Genomic DNA, 15,661 nt, shown 5'->3' on the forward strand with positions numbered 1-15,661 from the left:
TTTATTCTAAGAAAAGGATTTTTCATTGCATATGTCGAAATAGTTTTTGTGTTGAGGTGAACATCGTGAAAGCTCAAAAACAAAATTACGTAACCATTAAAGGAACAAAGGATGGATTAACACTATATTTGGATGATACGTGCTCGTTTCAAGATCTTGAGCGGGAGATTGACATATTATTATCTAAACGTCAGTATGTTCAAGAAGATAGTCCATTAATCGGTGTCGTCCTGAAGGTTGGAAATCGATATTTAACAGAACAACAAGAAGAACGGTTAAAAATACTAATTCGTAAAAAGAGAAATTTATTCGTTCAATCCATTGATTCAAATGTCATGACAAAAGAAGAGGCCGAAAGATGGAAAAAGGAAACGGAAATTGTTTCAGTCGCTAAAATTATTCGTTCTGGACAAGTTCTAAAAGTAAGTGGGGATTTGCTACTAATCGGAGATGTGAACCCAGGTGGAACCGTCATGGCAAGCGGAAACATTTTTATAATGGGATCATTGAAGGGGAGCGCGCATGCTGGTACTGAAGGAAATCGAGATGCCATCATTGCAGCGTCGTCTATGGATCCGCTTCAACTTCGCATTTCAGATGTATTATTGTCTACTCTTCAAGAAATTAGCAACGAAGGAAACGGAACGATGGAATGCGCGTACATAGATGAGAATGATACGATTGTCATCGATCGAGTACAGCAACTATCACATCTTAGACCCAATTTATCTAGGTTTGAGGGGGAATGAATTATGGGTGAGGCTATCGTCATAACATCTGGTAAGGGTGGAGTGGGTAAAACAACAACCTCTGCTAACCTTGGTACGGCATTAGCCATTTTCGGGAAAAAAGTTTGTTTAGTAGATACAGATATAGGTTTGCGCAATTTAGATGTTGTAATGGGGTTAGAAAACCGTATCATTTATGATCTTGTCGATGTCGTGCAAGGTCGCTGTAAGCTACATCAAGCGCTCGTAAAAGATAAACGTTTTGATGGTTTATTATACTTATTACCTGCTGCCCAAACGAGTGATAAATCTGCAGTTTCGCCTTCAGAAATGGCAAAGCTAGTAGAAGAATTAAAGCAAGAATATGACTATATCATTATTGACTGTCCTGCGGGTATTGAACAAGGATATAAGAATGCAGTTTCTGGAGCGGATAAAGCCATCGTTGTCACTACACCTGAGATTTCGGCCGTTCGCGATGCGGACCGCATTATCGGACTGTTAGAAAAGGAAGATATCGAGCCTCCGAAACTTGTAATCAATCGAATTCGTAACCATTTAGTACAAAATGGAGATATGCTTGAGGTCGATGAAATTGTAACTCATTTATCAATCGATTTAATTGGAATCGTGGCTGATGACGATGAAGTAATCCGAGCTTCTAATGAAGGAGAACCTATTGTCATGAGTCCAGATAGCAAAGCTTCCATCGCATACCGAAACATCGCTCGTCGTATATTGGGTGAATCAGTACCGCTATTAGCCTTAGAAGAGCCGGATAAAGGTGTTTTTGCAAAACTGAAACGTTTCTTTGGCGTTAAAGTATGATTTATAAGTAACTATAATCACTAAGGATTTCATGTCCTTAGTGATTTTTTTTAGAAGCATTTTCTTGATAGCTATAAAATAATAGATTGTTTTACTTATATTACCATTTTAATATAATAATATATAGAGTTGAAAAGTTACTTTTAATTTGTGTTCTAGTCATTTTTACCATTTTAAATTACAGCTTCAAGGAGAGGATTTCTGAAGTGAAAATCCCAATATTAGAACCAGCAAAAGGCGTTTATTTAGAGGCGATCAAGAAATACATCAAGTTTAGACAAGTACCACTAATGAGTGCAGACTACGAGGTAAACGGGGAAATATATAAATTTGTAGGCTTATATAAAAAGAAATGGTTTGGAGACGGAATTGTTAATAGGTTGATACAGGATTTTCTAGTTGTTGATCAAAAGGGGGAAGTTGTCCGAGATGAAGAACTGACTAAAAGAGTATTGGAATACTATTGTACCTTTGAAACGATATGGATAGAAGAAGGTCGTATAAAGGCTGCGTTAAAACATGATGTCGAATTTTTTGAAGGAATTTTACAAAATGCTGATGAGCTCATCTCATTAATGATTCCAGTGATGGAGAAGTATCGAAATGGATTGGAAAAAAATCTTAATGATGTAAAACAAGTATTCTCATACTTAGAGCTTTGGAACGAAAAGAGCATTGAATTAGAAAAAATAGCAAGAGAGCTAGAAGCATCAATAAAATCTCTTTTAAATAGAGATTTTATTGATGAAGAATCCTTTAAAAAAATAAAAAGTCAACTTATAGAATTTGTAACCATTACGGATATAAGGTCAATTGCGCTCTTAGACTTATATAAAAGAGGGCATTTAAGGCCCGTTAAAATAACTTTATCTGACGTTGTTGATAAATTGAAACATCAAATGACGTCAAATGTTCACTTAAAAAATATGGAACTCATTGTGAAAGAGACTTTAGAGATAGTTCATACATCTCGGGTTGAAGCAATCAAAAACATTAATACAGGTGATTTAAATAAAATTAAAGATTTTCTAACTAAAAGACTGTTCCCGAAAGAAGATATGATTCGAGATTATGCAACGGAGATTATGAATGATCATTGGTTGTTAAATAGGTGATGATTTACATATTGTTATAATTGTGTACTTAAACAATAAGGAATGTTTTAGAAAAAGCAAAAAGATATTGTAGAGCACATCGTTGAACTAGGAGTCTATATTTTGTCTCCTACTAGCTTTTCTTTACACGATTATCTTTATCTTAGGGCCAGTCATTATGGAAATAACTAAATTTACGTTTAGTTAAGTAAGAGGAGATTGTGAAATATGAAGATTCCCATTTTAGAACCAGCAAAAGGCGTTTATTTAGAGGCGATCAAGAAATACATCAGATTTAGACAAGTACCACTAATGAGTGCAGACTACGAGGTAAACGGGGACATATATAAATTAGTAGGATTTTAATATTGAAGTTCATCACTCAACTCTTTGGAAAATGACGGATAGTAGTGTTATATTATCTCTTTTTCTCAGCTTTAGTTGTCATATTTAAAAAGACAAGGCATAAACTTGTACAAACATTGGGAAAAAGGGATGATGTGCGCTCATGAATCGCCGAAAAGAGGAAATAAAAGAAAGAATTGCAAAACGAAAAAAAGAACGTGCTCAGCAATCACATGGCGCTCCACTAAATGAAGTGAAACGTTCCACCTACTTGGATGACGACCATGTCATTTATCCTCCTTCCTATACCAATCAAAATAAGGATAGGGAGTTCCATCCGTTATTTCGACCAGAAATGTTTATGATGAAGCTATTAGTTGCTGCCTGTCTTGTATTAATTGTCGCCATTATCCATAAAAATGATCAAGCCCCATTCCAACAAGCTCGGGAAACAGTGCAGCAAATGATGGAAACAGAGTTTCAATTTGCAGCAGTTTCAAAGTGGTATGAAGAACAATTTGGAAGCCCAATTGCACTTTTAGAACCAATGACGAGCGATTCTCAAAAAGAAAATGATCCTCAATTTGCGGTACCAGCATCAGGAAAGGTACTCGAAAGCTTTGAAGATAATGGCCAAGGGATTACCGTTGAGACAACTAAAAAACAAGTAGAAGCTATGAACGAAGGTGTCGTAGTGGAAGTGAGCGAAAAAGAAGCAACTGGTTTAACGGTCATTATTCAACATAGTGATGGAACGGAGACATGGTACGGTCATTTAGGGGAAGTGGACGTGGCGTTGTATGATTACGTAAAAATGGGGGAATCCATTGGGCAAGTAAAGTTGAATGAAAGTGAGCAAGGAACCTATTACTTTGCCATTAAAAAGGGAGATCAATTTATTGATCCAAATCAGGTGATTTCATTTGAATAAATATATTTCGCTTCTATTCAAAGTTCATATTCATCCAGTTTTATGGGGAATTGCAGGGTTGAGTGTTGTCACGGCTCAATTTAAATCTTTAATCTTGCTCTTTGTCATTGTGTTTTTTCATGAAATGGGTCACGCAGTCTGTGCCCGTTTTTTTTCATGGCGTGTGAAGTCAATTATGTTACTCCCGTTTGGAGGAGTAGTGGAAGTGGACGAACACGGGAATCGCCCCCTGAAGGAAGAGTTTTGGGTGATATTGTCCGGTCCCCTCCAACATATACCGCTACAATTAATCGGCTGGTTTCTTTTTGCGATTGATTGGATATCGTATGAAACGTTCGTGTATTTTACATGGTTAAACGCTTCAATACTGTTATTTAATTTATTACCTATTTGGCCGCTCGATGGGGGGAAGCTATTTCTTTTATGGCGATCAGCGAACATGTCGTACCCGAATGCCCATCGCCAAGTTCTCGTCTTTTCCTTCTATTTACTTTGTCTCATCTGTTTTGTCACAGTTATCTTCCATCCAACCTCCATTAACTTATGGCTAATACTGTCGTTCATCGGTTACTCATTGTACATGGAAAATAAACATAAGCAATATGTGTATTTACGTTTTCTAATGGAACGTTATTATGGGAAAAATGAAGCGGTTCATGCATTGAAACCCATTGAAGTGAAAGAAGATGATGAGCTTTTTAACGTGTTGATGCGTTTTCAAAGAGGGTGTAAACATCCCATCATTGTTGAACAACATGACGGAAAGGTACAGTTAGATGAAACGGAATTATTGCATGCTTACTTTACTCATAAACAGACGAATGCTCGCATGAAGGAGTTGTTGTATGTTTATTGACGATTTGGAGAAAACATGAGTTAATGAAGAAAATGTAGGTTAGAAAAGAGGAATGTTTTTTGAGGCAACTGATTGTAAATGCGAGAACGGAAGAAGAAAAGATAGCACTTTTAGAAAATGGGCGGCTAACAGAAATGTTTATAAAGGATCGTCATCAAAAAATGTCGCCCGGAAGCATTTATAAAGGGCGGGTTCGTAATATTGTGCCTGGTCTACAAGCTGCATTTGTCGATATTGGTGAAGAAATAAACGGTTATCTTCATCGGAATGATGTACTAGCCTATTTACAAGCAGTCAAAAACGATCCATCTATCGAAGCAAAAAGTATTTCCTCCTTTTTAAGAGAAGGAGAAGAAATTATTGTTCAACTTGTGAAAGAAGGAAGCGAACATAAAGCGCCGAAGCTCACGATGAACCTTGAATTCAAGACCTCTTCCCTCGTATATAAACCGTTCGAGGAGCATGTTGCAATCTCAAAGAAAATTATAGATGAAGATGAGCGAAGCAGACTTGAACAATTTGGACGAGGTGTTTTAACTCGCGGAGGATTAATTATTCGAACAGATGCACAACAACATTCAACAGATACGTTAAGAAACATGTTTGCTGATCTTGAGCACGCGAGTACTGCTGTACTGAAAAAAAAAGGCGCTACACCTTGTAAGCTATATCACCCTGAGAACTTTATTGAAGAAATATTGCATGAAATCTCTCTTCACTCAATTGATGAGATCATTTATGACAGAGCGCATATTGGAAAAATAGTAAAACAGCTTATGCCAAAGAATGCAGCTGTTCAATTAACGTTTCACTCAGGGACAGAAGATGTTTTTTCTCTTAACAATGTGGATGAAGAAATTGATAAAGCGCTTAGAAAGAATGTATGGTTAAAAAATGGCGGTTTTATTGTCATTGAAGAAACAGAAGCGATGACGGTTATTGATGTGAATACTGGGAAATTTTCTGGCAAACATACATATCGGGACACGGTGTTACAAACAAACAAAGAAGCGGCGATAGAAATCGTCAAACAGCTGCGGTTACGGAATTTAAGTGGAATGATTGTGATTGATTTTATTGATATGAAAGAAAAAAGAGATCAGGACACCATTTTACAAGTCATAAGAAACGAGCTTAAAGAAGACCGTGTTTATTCGAAGGTTATTGGCTTTACAGAATTGAATTTACTCCAAATAACGAGAAAAAAAGTACGTAAATCGTTATCAGAATTGGTGACCTCTTCTTGCTCGTCATGCAATGGGACAGGAAGGGTATTATCTAATGAATCCATCGCATTTCGTCTGCAACGAGAATTGTTATCGTATCGAACAAAAGACGTAGAAGCGGTACTGGTGGAAGTGCGGCCAGATGTCATTCCTTATATAGAAGAAGGAAGTCTTCTTGAAATTTTAGAATCACATCTACATATGAAGTTATTTATTGTACCAAACCATTACGTGCGGACATATGCTATTCGAATGGAAGGATCCTTAGTTGATATCCAAAAAAGAATGGGCCGAACGTGAAACTATTGTTGACAATTAATGACGACCTTTGATAATATCAATATGTTATTGTTTGTAGCACCCACCTGTGCTACAACCGCACAGAATAGGTTAAAGTTCGGATTCAGTCCGACACCTGTACTGGCGAGTCTGAGTTAAAATAGGAGGTGCAGAGAATGTACGCAATTATCGAAACTGGTGGAAAGCAAATCAAAGTTGAAGAAGGACAAGCGATTTACGTTGAAAAGTTAAACGCTCAAGAAGGCGAAACTGTAACGTTCGACAAAGTTCTTTTCGTAGGCGGAGACGACGTGAAAGTTGGTAGCCCAACTGTTGCAGGTGCGACTGTTACAGCGAAAGTTGAAAAGCAAGGTCGTGCGAAAAAGATCATCGTTTTCAAATACAAAGCGAAAAAGAACCAACGTAAAAAGCAAGGTCATCGTCAGCCATACACTAAAGTTGTGATTGAAAAAATCAACGCGTAAGGCTGTTACGCATGATTAAAGTTCATGTTAACCGTTTGAACAACGGGACGATTCACTCATTTAAGATGACAGGACACGCGTACTATGACGATCCTGGAAAGGATATCGTATGTGCAGGAGCATCTGCTTCTTCTATCGGTGCTGTCAACGCACTTGAAGAATTAATAGGTGTCATTCCGATCATTGAGATGGGTGATAAAGGATATTTATATGTGGAACTTCCGGCTGATTTATCAACTGATCAGTATGAGAAGGCTCAATTATTGTTAGAAGGTATGCTCGTTACGCTGAAAAGCATTGAACGAGATTACGGACAGTATATTCGTATATACGACAAAAGATCATAGGAGGTGGACCGAATGCTAAGACTAGATCTTCAATTTTTCGCGTCTAAAAAAGGTGTAGGTTCTACGAAAAACGGTCGTGACTCTATCGCAAAGCGCCTTGGTGCTAAGCGTGCAGATGGCCAATTCGTAACTGGTGGTTCTATCCTTTACCGTCAACGTGGTACGAAAATCTATCCAGGTGTAAACGTTGGTCGTGGTGGCGACGATACGTTATACGCTAAAGTAGACGGTATCGTACGTTTCGAGCGCTATGGTCGTGACAAGAAAAAAGTTAGCGTATATCCAGTAGCGAAAGAAGCTTAATGATAAAAAACTCTAACCTTTTGGTTAGAGTTTTTTATTTGGACCTTTATTAATGAAATACTAAACGCGAAGGTGGCGACTGTCCGGCGTCCTTCGAGCTGTAGACTCGAATACGAGCAGATATCGACCTGTCGACAGTTCGCTAGACGCTAGGAGACGAAACTAGACAGGATTCACAGAGGAAGAAAGTATCTAAAGCGTAATGTTATTTATTCTGTTAAAAAAGGCTGTAAAAGCTACTTCGTTTACGAAAACACCCTTCAACCCAAATTCTAAATATTAAGTTCATCTACTTTCCCCGTTTTCGTTATGTCCACCATATCAACTTCGTCCTCCTCCTTTTTTAATTCATTCATCCAAGTGTTATGGAAAAAGATTTCAGTTCTATCAAAGTTTCACCTTATCTTCTCAAGAAAACTTTGTTATAATTTGTGTACATATAGAATGTACAATAGCGATTGGAATAGGAGTGGGATTGTGAAAAAGTATGAAGATTCATGGAGTATTGTTGAATTGTTAAGCCACTCCAGACATGATTGGATGAATAAGCTTCAGCTTTTAAAAGGGAATTTAGCTTTAAAAAAATACGAACGTGCAAAAGAGATAATCGATGAAATTGTGATGGAAGCTCAACACGAATCAAAATTATGTAATTTACATATGAAGCGGTTTGCGGAATATATTTTAACGCATAATTGGAGGAATCCAGTATTCCCTGTTGAGTTTGTTGTCCTTGGGGAGGCGATGCGTCTAACCAACTTAGACGATCAAATCACGAATTGGACAGAAGTCTTTTTTAATCGAATTGAAAAAGCAGTTGAACCGAATCATGAGCATGAAATGATCATTACAATTGAAACCGATCGTAAAGAGGACATTCGGTTTGTGTTTCAATTTCATGGCATACTACATGATAGAGGGGAATTACTATCTTTTTTAAATGAAAAAACGAATATGCCATTAAATGTACATGTAATAAAAAATGAGTCGTCAGAGATTACGGTTCATGTCACCATAAATTTAGACGAAGTATGCATTCAGTAGGAGGATAACAACATGTTTGTCGATCAAGTCAAGATATATGTTAAAGGAGGAGACGGAGGGAACGGAATGGTCGCCTTCCGTCGTGAGAAATACGTGCCGAAAGGTGGACCAGCTGGAGGTGATGGAGGGAAAGGTGCCGACGTCGTCTTCGAAGTCGATGAAGGATTACGTACGTTAATGGATTTCCGTTACCAACGACATTTCAAAGCGCCGCGTGGAGAGAATGGAATGTCCAAAAACCAGCATGGAAAAAACGCGACGCCTCTCGTTGTTAAAGTTCCACCTGGAACGGTTGTAATGGATGAAGATACGCAAGAAGTAATCGCGGATTTAACTGAGCATGGACAACGTGCGGTCATTGCTAAAGGTGGTAGAGGGGGAAGAGGAAATACTCGCTTTGCAACACCAGCAAATCCAGCTCCAGAGCTATGTGAAAAAGGTGAGCCAGGTGAGGAGCGAAACGTTATATTAGAATTGAAACTACTGGCTGATGTTGGTTTAGTCGGGTTCCCAAGTGTCGGAAAATCCACGTTATTGTCCGTCGTTTCAAGTGCGAAACCAAAGATTGCTGCTTATCATTTTACGACGATTGTTCCGAACTTAGGTATGGTTGAGACAGATGACGGAAGAAGCTTTGTTATGGCTGATTTACCAGGTCTTATTCAAGGAGCTCATGAAGGAGTAGGTCTAGGTCATCAGTTTTTAAGACATATTGAGCGTACAAGAGTTATCGTTCATGTCGTTGATATGTCAGGCATGGAAGGTTGCGATCCATACGAAGATTACGTGACAATTAATGATGAGTTAAAACAATATAACTTACGTTTAACAGAACGTCCACAAATTGTAGTAGCGAACAAAATGGATATGCCTGAAGCAGAAGAGAATCTTCAACAATTTAAAGAAAAGGTTGGAGATGACATTAAGATTATTCCAATTTCTGCTTTCACCCGCCAAGGCATTCGTGACTTATTATTTGAAGTGGCTGACTTACTGGAAGAAACACCAGAATTCCCACTTTATGAAGTGGAAGAAGAGCCGTCTGTTCACCGTGTTGTATATAAATTTGAGAAAGAAGACGATGGCTTTACGATTACGCGTGATAGTGATGGTGCGTTCGTTTTATCTGGAAAACGAATTGAAAAGTTATTCAAGATGACAGACTTTACGCGTGATGAAACCGTTCGACGTTTTGCTCGCCAATTGCGTGGAATGGGTGTAGACGATGCTTTACGTGAAAAAGGAGCACAAGACGGGGACATCGTTCGAATTCTCGAATTTGAATTTGAATTTATTGAATAGAGCAAAGGGCTATTTCGTTTGGATATGTAGAGAAGGCGCGCACAGGTTGCGAAATAATCTGTGCGGCTTACTACATGTGTGAACGCTTTTATAAAAACCAATTGTGGAAAGGAATCGATCTATGAAGGATGAAGTTTTCTATTTAGTTCGAGAAGACGTACTTCCTGAAGCAATGCGGAAAACGTTAGAAGTAAAACAAATGCTCGAGCGCGGTAAGGCAAGTTCCGTACAAGAGGCCGTACAGCGAGTGGATATGAGTAGAAGTGCGTTTTATAAATATCGAGATGCTATCTTTCCTTTTCATACTGTCGTTAAAGAAAAAATCATCACGTTATTTTTTCATCTGGAGGACAGAGCTGGAACGTTATCGAATCTTTTGCAATTAGTAGCAGAATCAGGCTGCAATGTGTTAACGATTCACCAAACCATTCCGTTACAAGGTAGAGCCAATGTAACATTATCTCTAAATACGAACGGAATGAAAGATGACATCAACGATTTATTGACTAACTTGAGAAAACTAGAGTTTGTAGAAAAAGTTGAACTATTAAGTTCAGGAGCATAGGAAGGACGAGTAGAGATGAAGGTTAGTTACCTAGGGCCGAAAGCGACGTTTACTCACTTGGCTGTGACAAGCTTTTTTAGTCCAGAAGTTGAATGCATTCCTTACCCAACGATTCCTAGCAATATGGATGCAGTAGAAAATGGAGACGTGGATTTAGCAATTGTTCCAATTGAGAATGCATTAGAGGGTTCCGTCAACTTAACGGTCGATTATTTAATTCATGAAAAGCCACTGTTTATTGTAGGGGAAATTATCGCGCCAATTGAACAGCATTTAATGGTTCATCCAACTCGAAAGGATGAGTGGGAAAAAATCGAGCGAATCTATTCGCATTCCCATGCAATTGCCCAATGTCATCAATTTCTTCATCGCGTATTCCCCAATGCAGCATACGACTATGCTACTTCGACAGGAGCAGCTGCAAAACATATTCATGACCATCCTGAGGATAATATGGCGGTAATTGCTAATGAACTTGCGGCAAAAGAGTACCATTTACATATTGTCAAACGAAACATTCATGATTACCACCATAACCATACGCGGTTTATATTGTTATATCCGAAGCAGGAATTTAGTGTACCTTGTATGAAGGAGATTGAGAAAACGGGTGATAAAACGACGTTGGTCATCACCTTACCGTCCAATCATGCGGGTTCACTACATCAAGTGCTTTCTGCTTTCTCATGGAGAAAACTAAACATGTCTAAAATCGAATCCCGTCCAATGAAAACGGGATTAGGTGAGTATCTATTCATCATCGACATCGAAGAAAAGATGGATGATGTATTGATACCTGGTGCAATTGCGGAACTTGAGGCGTTAGGGTGTTCCGTAAAAGTGCTAGGGAGCTACCCTTCATATCAACTACATGAAACGACTCAAAAATTATAGCGAACGGAATAAGAAGAGCAGAGGAAGATTTTTATCTCCTCTGCTTTTCTTGTTGTTACAGAAAGTTTACGTTCAATAAAGTGTTAAAGTATTCTCTTTACCGTTTTTTTAGTGTCTAGCTCCAAGCGCCATCTGCTCAGGTCGCTTCGGCCCTACTGTGGCGACGGAAGCCTCCTCGCAGGTCCTCGAGCCCCCTTCGCCCAAGGACTTGCGCTTTGCGCTTTTCTTACGTTATTCGTTGAAAAGAATACCAGCATCAGCAAGTTTTTCACAAACTTCATCTAAGATTTCCTCATTTTGAGCAACGAGTGTATGAATATGAACACCATCCGATAATTCAGATAAAAAGGACGCATTTGTATCCCTTATTTTTTTGAGGAAGTCATGCACCTCTTTTCGGTTACTGACCATGATGGAGGCAGTTAGATCACCGTACACAGGGTGTTCTACAATGACATCCTTTACCGTCACGCCAAAATCGACGATTAATTGTAGTTCTTCTTCCGCTTTCTCTGGACCGTGTTTACATACGACTAACCGTTCTTTTTGATTGGGCTTTTTCGACATTTCATCCATATAAACGTATCCTTGACTTGTAGCGACTATCGGAATTCCCCGAGCTTTCAATAATGAAATATCTTGTACGATGACTTGACGGCTTACGTTTGTTTTGGAAGAGAGCCATCCCCCTGTTAATGGTTTTCCTTCCTCTTGTAACCATTTTAAAATGAGCTCCCGCCGTTTTTCTCCTAGAATTTTTGATTGATTCATATCGTCATCCCTTTCTACAACGTTATTTCTTTCACTGCTTGGATGAATCGATCAAGATCTTCTGTTGTCGTCTCCATCCCGAAAGATAGTCGTATAAAATGATGTTTTTTATCTTCGTCTATACCAATTGACTCAATCGTTTTAGATGGTTTCATCATTCCAACTTGGCATGCTGTTCCTGTTGAGATAGCAATCCCCTTACGGTTTAATTCTAACATAAGATATTGCCCTTCATAATGCGAAGATATAAGGCCGACGATATGAGGTAATTGATGTTGGTAATCTTTATTAATGACGGTTAAAGGAAGCTTCGTAGCCACGATTTCGTTTATTAGATAGGTTCTCAACGAAGCCATATGTTCTAAATAGGAATTCACATGTTTATGGAAATATTTTGCCATTGTAACAAATGAGCAAATGCCAGGGACATTAACTGTTCCCGCCCGGTAGCCAAATTCATGGGATGTTCCATTTACAGTTGGCTTCAGCTGCAAGGACGGATCAAAGTAGATAGCTCCAACTCCTTTTGGTCCATATAATTTATGACTTGAAAAAGAGTAGGCCGATGCTTCCCACTGTGACGCATGAATGGGAACTTTCCCGAATGTTTGGACACAGTCTGTATGGAAAAAGATATTTTGTTCCTTTAGAAAGTGTGCGATTTGCTGTATTGGTTGAACAATTCCGATTTCTGAGTTTCCATGCTGAATGGACACAATAGCTGTATCAGACCGAATGGCTTTTTTTACAGATTCGACATCCACAGCTCCATTTCCGTCATTTTCAACATAGGTGATGTCATATCCTCTAGATTTTAATGACTCCATAAAATTTGCAATGGATGAATGCTCTAATTTAGAGAGCACTAAATGTTTTTTTTCTGTATTTGATAAAAGGGTTTGAATTGCAAGCCAGTTGCTTTCAGTCCCTCCACTTGTAAAAATAACGCCTTTCTCATCTCCTCCAATGAGGGAGGCGAAAGTTTTTCGACAAACAGCTAAATAGTGGTTCGCTTTTTCACCAATATCATGAAGACTGTTCGAATTTCCAAATGCCATTTTTGACGTTTCTATATAGGCTTCATGTGCTACGGTATGCATCGGTGTCGTTGCGGCGTAGTCCAAATAGATCAATCAGGTTCCTCCTTTAAAAGCTTAAGATAATGAGTAATTGCAGGGAATTGCGACAAATGGAAACGAAAAAAGTATGCAAACCTCTTGTCAATATTGTAGTTTTATGTAAATATAGGTGTCAAGACAGTTGTTAAGTTTACAGGAGGGCAATTCATGTCTCAATATGATTGCATCATCGTAGGAAGTGGAATTGCAGCTTTAGCAACGGCGGCAGAAATTTGTGAAAAAATGAGCGTACTTGTTATTACAAAAGGATCAATTCGTGATAGTAACTCCTCTTTAGCGCAAGGAGGAGTCGCAGCCACAATTTCTAAACGTGATCATTGGAAGGCTCATTTTGAAGATACATGCTATGCTGGACGTTTTCATAATTTACCTGAAGCAGTGGAGCTTTTAGTGCAACAAGGTAAGCTAGACATTGAACAGTTAATTCAAAATGGCATGACATTTGATAAGGATGCAAATGGTCATATTCACTTAGGGATGGAAGGTGCACATCAACAACCACGAATTCTTCATGCGGGTGGAGATGCAACCGGCCGAAAATTGATTCAATTTTTTATAGAGAGAGTAAATAAAAATGTAACGATTATGGAACATACAATGGTCACCGATATACACGTCGTGGATAATCGAGCTTTAGGTGTATGGATAAGTGGTGAAAATCAACAAGAACGTTATATTTCGGGCAAACATATTGTTCTCGCTACAGGAGGCTGTGGGGCCATTTTTGATGTTACATCTAACTCTCCTTTTGTGACTGGAGACGGCTTAGCAATGGCCTATCGGGCTGGGGCTTCTCTTGTAGACCTCGAATTTACCCAATTTCATCCTACTTTGTTATACATCGAAGGAACATGCAAGGGACTAGTTTCGGAAGCTGTCCGTGGAGAAGGAGCTGTGCTAGTAGATGATGAAGGTAGGCGGATTATGAAAGGGCTTCACCCACTTGAGGACTTGGCTCCGAGAGATGTAGTCGCTCGAACGATACAAAAAGTGCGTGCAGATGGTCGAGAAGTATACTTAGATATTTCAATGATTTCGCAATTTAGTGAACGATTTCCGACTATTACAAAGCTCGTTTCAAACGCTGGGCTATCGCTCGATCGTAAGAAGATTCCAGTGGCTCCTGGAATGCACTTTTTAATGGGGGGCATAAGGACCGATTTGTTTGGGCGTACTTCAGTAGAACGTCTTTATGCAGTAGGAGAAGTTGCGTGCACGGGTGTTCACGGCGCTAATCGATTAGCAAGTAATTCCTTACTTGAGGGACTCGTTTTTGCCAAGCAGCTTGCCAACGTGTTACGCCAACCAACACGCGATTCAAATGAGAAATTTAAGGAAAATAATAAATACGTTATGAAAACATTACACCTTCCTAAGAAGATGGAAATTCAGCAAATTATGAGTAGGTACGTGGGGATTGAACGCGATGAAACGGGATTGCGAAAAGCGCTACATTTCTTTGAACAATATGTAAATCAAACATCTTTTTTTCAATGTAATGTGAAGAGGTTCACAAAAGAAGAGGTTGAATTGCTGAACATGGTTACGGTAGGATGGCTCATAACGAAGGCGGCATTGAAGCGAACAGAAAGTCGAGGCGGACATTTTCGAACGGATTATCCGAATGAAGTGAGCCACTGGTTACAAAAAAGAATTCCTTCTTCTCTTAAACAACAGCTAGAGGTGAGTTAATTGAATGAACTAAAACTAAAAGATGCTTTAACTCAATTTTTCTTAGAAGATATCGGAGAACGTGATGTCACAACAGAAACGATATTTCCTGTAAATGAAAAAGGGAAAGCGGTTATCGTTGCCAAACAAAACGGGATTTTTTGTGGTGAGCAGGTTATTCGTACTGGTTTTCAGCTACATTCCCAAGAAATGTTCATCAACCTGTTAAAAAAAGATGGTGATACCGTTGAAAAAGGTGAGGTAATTGCAGCGATAGAAGGGCCGATACGGGCCATTTTGCAAGGAGAACGGGTTGTATTGAATTTAATTCAGCGCATGAGTGGGATTGCAACGATAACACATAAAGCGGTAGCCACTTTGGATGACGAGCATACAAGAATTTGTGATACGAGAAAAACAACACCCGGCTTACGGATGATGGAAAAATACGCGGTTCGTTGCGGTGGTGGATATAATCATCGCTTTGGTTTATACGATGGAGTCATGATAAAAGATAACCATATAGCGTTCTGTGGTTCGCTTATGAAAGCGGTTCAAAGAGTAAGGGAACAAATTGGTCATATGGTGAAAATAGAAGTTGAAATCGAAACGGAAGACCAACTGCATGAAGCTATTCGAGCGGGAGTGGACATAATTATGTTTGATAATCGTTCGCCCGAAGAAGTAAAACAATATGTCAAAATGACACCAAGCCATATCGTAACAGAAGCGTCAGGTGGAATTGGTTTTCACAACTTAGCTCAATTTCGAGGAACACAAGTGGATTATCTTTCACTTGGATTATTAACTCATTCCGTAACATCCTTGGATATTAGTTTAAATGTAAATTAGG

18 protein-coding genes and 1 other annotated feature are annotated in these 15,661 nt (G+C 38.9%); of the genes, 16 read left to right on the top strand and 2 right to left on the bottom strand.

Annotated features, from left to right (window positions below; all coding sequences use genetic code 11):
- Window positions 1-56: 56 nt before the first annotated feature.
- The 14 genes from minC to pheA all read left to right on the top strand — a co-directional run bounded on the left by minC (window position 57) and on the right by pheA (window position 11,227).
- The gene (minC, locus tag ML543_RS05630) at window positions 57-749 is read left to right on the top strand and encodes a septum site-determining protein MinC (RefSeq protein ID WP_341482344.1); all 693 of its coding nucleotides are present in this window, start codon (window positions 57-59) and stop codon (window positions 747-749) included.
- Window positions 750-752: 3 nt separating this feature from the next.
- Window positions 753-1,556 carry a septum site-determining protein MinD gene (minD, locus tag ML543_RS05635; RefSeq protein WP_243386172.1) on the top strand — a complete coding sequence of 268 codons (804 nt, stop codon included), beginning with the start codon at window positions 753-755 and terminating at the stop codon, window positions 1,554-1,556.
- Between the two features lie 206 nt (window positions 1,557-1,762).
- Window positions 1,763-2,671 carry a hypothetical protein gene (locus tag ML543_RS05640; protein WP_243386173.1) on the top strand — a complete coding sequence of 303 codons (909 nt, stop codon included), beginning with the start codon at window positions 1,763-1,765 and terminating at the stop codon, window positions 2,669-2,671.
- Window positions 2,672-2,878: 207 nt separating this feature from the next.
- On the top strand, window positions 2,879-3,016 hold the full coding sequence (locus ML543_RS05645) for a hypothetical protein (RefSeq protein WP_243386174.1): 138 nt from the start codon (window positions 2,879-2,881) through the stop codon (window positions 3,014-3,016).
- A 142-nt stretch (window positions 3,017-3,158) separates the two neighbouring features.
- Window positions 3,159-3,926 (top strand): M23 family metallopeptidase, encoded by a 768-nt coding sequence (locus tag ML543_RS05650; RefSeq protein WP_243386175.1) that lies wholly within the window; start codon window positions 3,159-3,161, stop codon window positions 3,924-3,926.
- Window positions 3,919-4,782, top strand: coding sequence for a M50 family metallopeptidase (locus tag ML543_RS05655; RefSeq protein ID WP_243386176.1), 864 nt, complete (start codon window positions 3,919-3,921; stop codon window positions 4,780-4,782). The genes ML543_RS05650 and ML543_RS05655 overlap by 8 nt, the downstream gene beginning before the upstream one ends.
- A gap of 59 nt (window positions 4,783-4,841) precedes the next feature.
- Window positions 4,842-6,308 carry an Rne/Rng family ribonuclease gene (locus tag ML543_RS05660; protein ID WP_243386177.1) on the top strand — a complete coding sequence of 489 codons (1,467 nt, stop codon included), beginning with the start codon at window positions 4,842-4,844 and terminating at the stop codon, window positions 6,306-6,308.
- 64 nt (window positions 6,309-6,372) lie between these two features.
- Window positions 6,373-6,449, top strand: a sequence feature (ribosomal protein L21 leader region).
- A gap of 14 nt (window positions 6,450-6,463) precedes the next feature.
- A complete protein-coding gene (gene rplU, locus ML543_RS05665) occupies window positions 6,464-6,772 on the top strand; it encodes a 50S ribosomal protein L21 (RefSeq protein WP_243386178.1) in 309 nt (102 codons plus the stop codon).
- 11 nt (window positions 6,773-6,783) lie between these two features.
- Window positions 6,784-7,119, top strand: coding sequence for a ribosomal-processing cysteine protease Prp (locus ML543_RS05670; protein WP_243386179.1), 336 nt, complete (start codon window positions 6,784-6,786; stop codon window positions 7,117-7,119).
- A gap of 12 nt (window positions 7,120-7,131) precedes the next feature.
- Window positions 7,132-7,422, top strand: a complete 291-nt coding sequence (gene rpmA / locus ML543_RS05675) for a 50S ribosomal protein L27 (RefSeq protein WP_243386180.1) — start codon at window positions 7,132-7,134, stop codon at window positions 7,420-7,422.
- 477 nt (window positions 7,423-7,899) lie between these two features.
- Window positions 7,900-8,466, top strand: coding sequence for a Spo0B C-terminal domain-containing protein (locus tag ML543_RS16905; RefSeq protein WP_341482345.1), 567 nt, complete (start codon window positions 7,900-7,902; stop codon window positions 8,464-8,466).
- Between the two features lie 12 nt (window positions 8,467-8,478).
- Window positions 8,479-9,768, top strand: coding sequence for a GTPase ObgE (gene obgE, locus ML543_RS05690; protein WP_243386181.1), 1,290 nt, complete (start codon window positions 8,479-8,481; stop codon window positions 9,766-9,768).
- 121 nt (window positions 9,769-9,889) lie between these two features.
- Window positions 9,890-10,333, top strand: a complete 444-nt coding sequence (locus ML543_RS05695; protein ID WP_243386182.1) for an ACT domain-containing protein — start codon at window positions 9,890-9,892, stop codon at window positions 10,331-10,333.
- 15 nt (window positions 10,334-10,348) lie between these two features.
- Entirely contained in the window at window positions 10,349-11,227 is an 879-nt protein-coding gene (gene pheA, locus ML543_RS05700; RefSeq protein ID WP_243386183.1) for a prephenate dehydratase, read from the top strand.
- A 231-nt stretch (window positions 11,228-11,458) separates the two neighbouring features.
- Here the strand turns inward: pheA and ML543_RS05705 are convergent, their stop codons facing one another.
- Together ML543_RS05705 and ML543_RS05710 are read right to left on the bottom strand one after the other, a co-directional pair.
- On the bottom strand, window positions 11,459-11,998 hold the full coding sequence (locus ML543_RS05705; protein WP_243386184.1) for a transcription repressor NadR: 540 nt from the start codon (window positions 11,996-11,998) through the stop codon (window positions 11,459-11,461).
- A 14-nt stretch (window positions 11,999-12,012) separates the two neighbouring features.
- Window positions 12,013-13,131 carry an IscS subfamily cysteine desulfurase gene (locus tag ML543_RS05710; protein ID WP_243386185.1) on the bottom strand — a complete coding sequence of 373 codons (1,119 nt, stop codon included), beginning with the start codon at window positions 13,129-13,131 and terminating at the stop codon, window positions 12,013-12,015.
- Between the two features lie 153 nt (window positions 13,132-13,284).
- On the opposite strand from ML543_RS05710, the gene nadB reads away from it, so the two are divergent.
- Both nadB and nadC read left to right on the top strand, forming a co-directional pair.
- Window positions 13,285-14,829: an L-aspartate oxidase gene (nadB, locus tag ML543_RS05715; RefSeq protein ID WP_243386186.1), complete on the top strand. Its 1,545-nt coding sequence runs from the start codon at window positions 13,285-13,287 to the stop codon at window positions 14,827-14,829.
- Complete coding sequence (nadC, locus tag ML543_RS05720) at window positions 14,830-15,660, top strand: carboxylating nicotinate-nucleotide diphosphorylase (RefSeq protein WP_243386187.1); 831 nt, start codon at window positions 14,830-14,832, stop codon at window positions 15,658-15,660.
- The last annotated feature ends 1 nt before the right edge of the window (window position 15,661 follow it).

This window comes from Bacillus kexueae (assembly GCF_022809095.1).
GTDB classification, from domain to species: Bacteria; Bacillota; Bacilli; order Bacillales; family Aeribacillaceae; genus Bacillus_BZ; species Bacillus_BZ kexueae.

Coding starts and splice junctions, on each gene's coding strand:
- minD (WP_243386172.1), top strand. CDS start 753: ATGGGTGAGGCTATCGTCATAACATCTGGTAAGGGTGGAGTGGGTAAA.
- ML543_RS05645 (WP_243386174.1), top strand. CDS start 2,879: ATGAAGATTCCCATTTTAGAACCAGCAAAAGGCGTTTATTTAGAGGCG.
- ML543_RS05650 (WP_243386175.1), top strand. CDS start 3,159: ATGAATCGCCGAAAAGAGGAAATAAAAGAAAGAATTGCAAAACGAAAA.
- rplU (WP_243386178.1), top strand. CDS start 6,464: ATGTACGCAATTATCGAAACTGGTGGAAAGCAAATCAAAGTTGAAGAA.
- ML543_RS05670 (WP_243386179.1), top strand. CDS start 6,784: ATGATTAAAGTTCATGTTAACCGTTTGAACAACGGGACGATTCACTCA.
- rpmA (WP_243386180.1), top strand. CDS start 7,132: ATGCTAAGACTAGATCTTCAATTTTTCGCGTCTAAAAAAGGTGTAGGT.
- obgE (WP_243386181.1), top strand. CDS start 8,479: ATGTTTGTCGATCAAGTCAAGATATATGTTAAAGGAGGAGACGGAGGG.
- ML543_RS05695 (WP_243386182.1), top strand. CDS start 9,890: ATGAAGGATGAAGTTTTCTATTTAGTTCGAGAAGACGTACTTCCTGAA.
- pheA (WP_243386183.1), top strand. CDS start 10,349: ATGAAGGTTAGTTACCTAGGGCCGAAAGCGACGTTTACTCACTTGGCT.
- ML543_RS05705 (WP_243386184.1), bottom strand. CDS start 11,998: ATGAATCAATCAAAAATTCTAGGAGAAAAACGGCGGGAGCTCATTTTA.
- nadB (WP_243386186.1), top strand. CDS start 13,285: ATGTCTCAATATGATTGCATCATCGTAGGAAGTGGAATTGCAGCTTTA.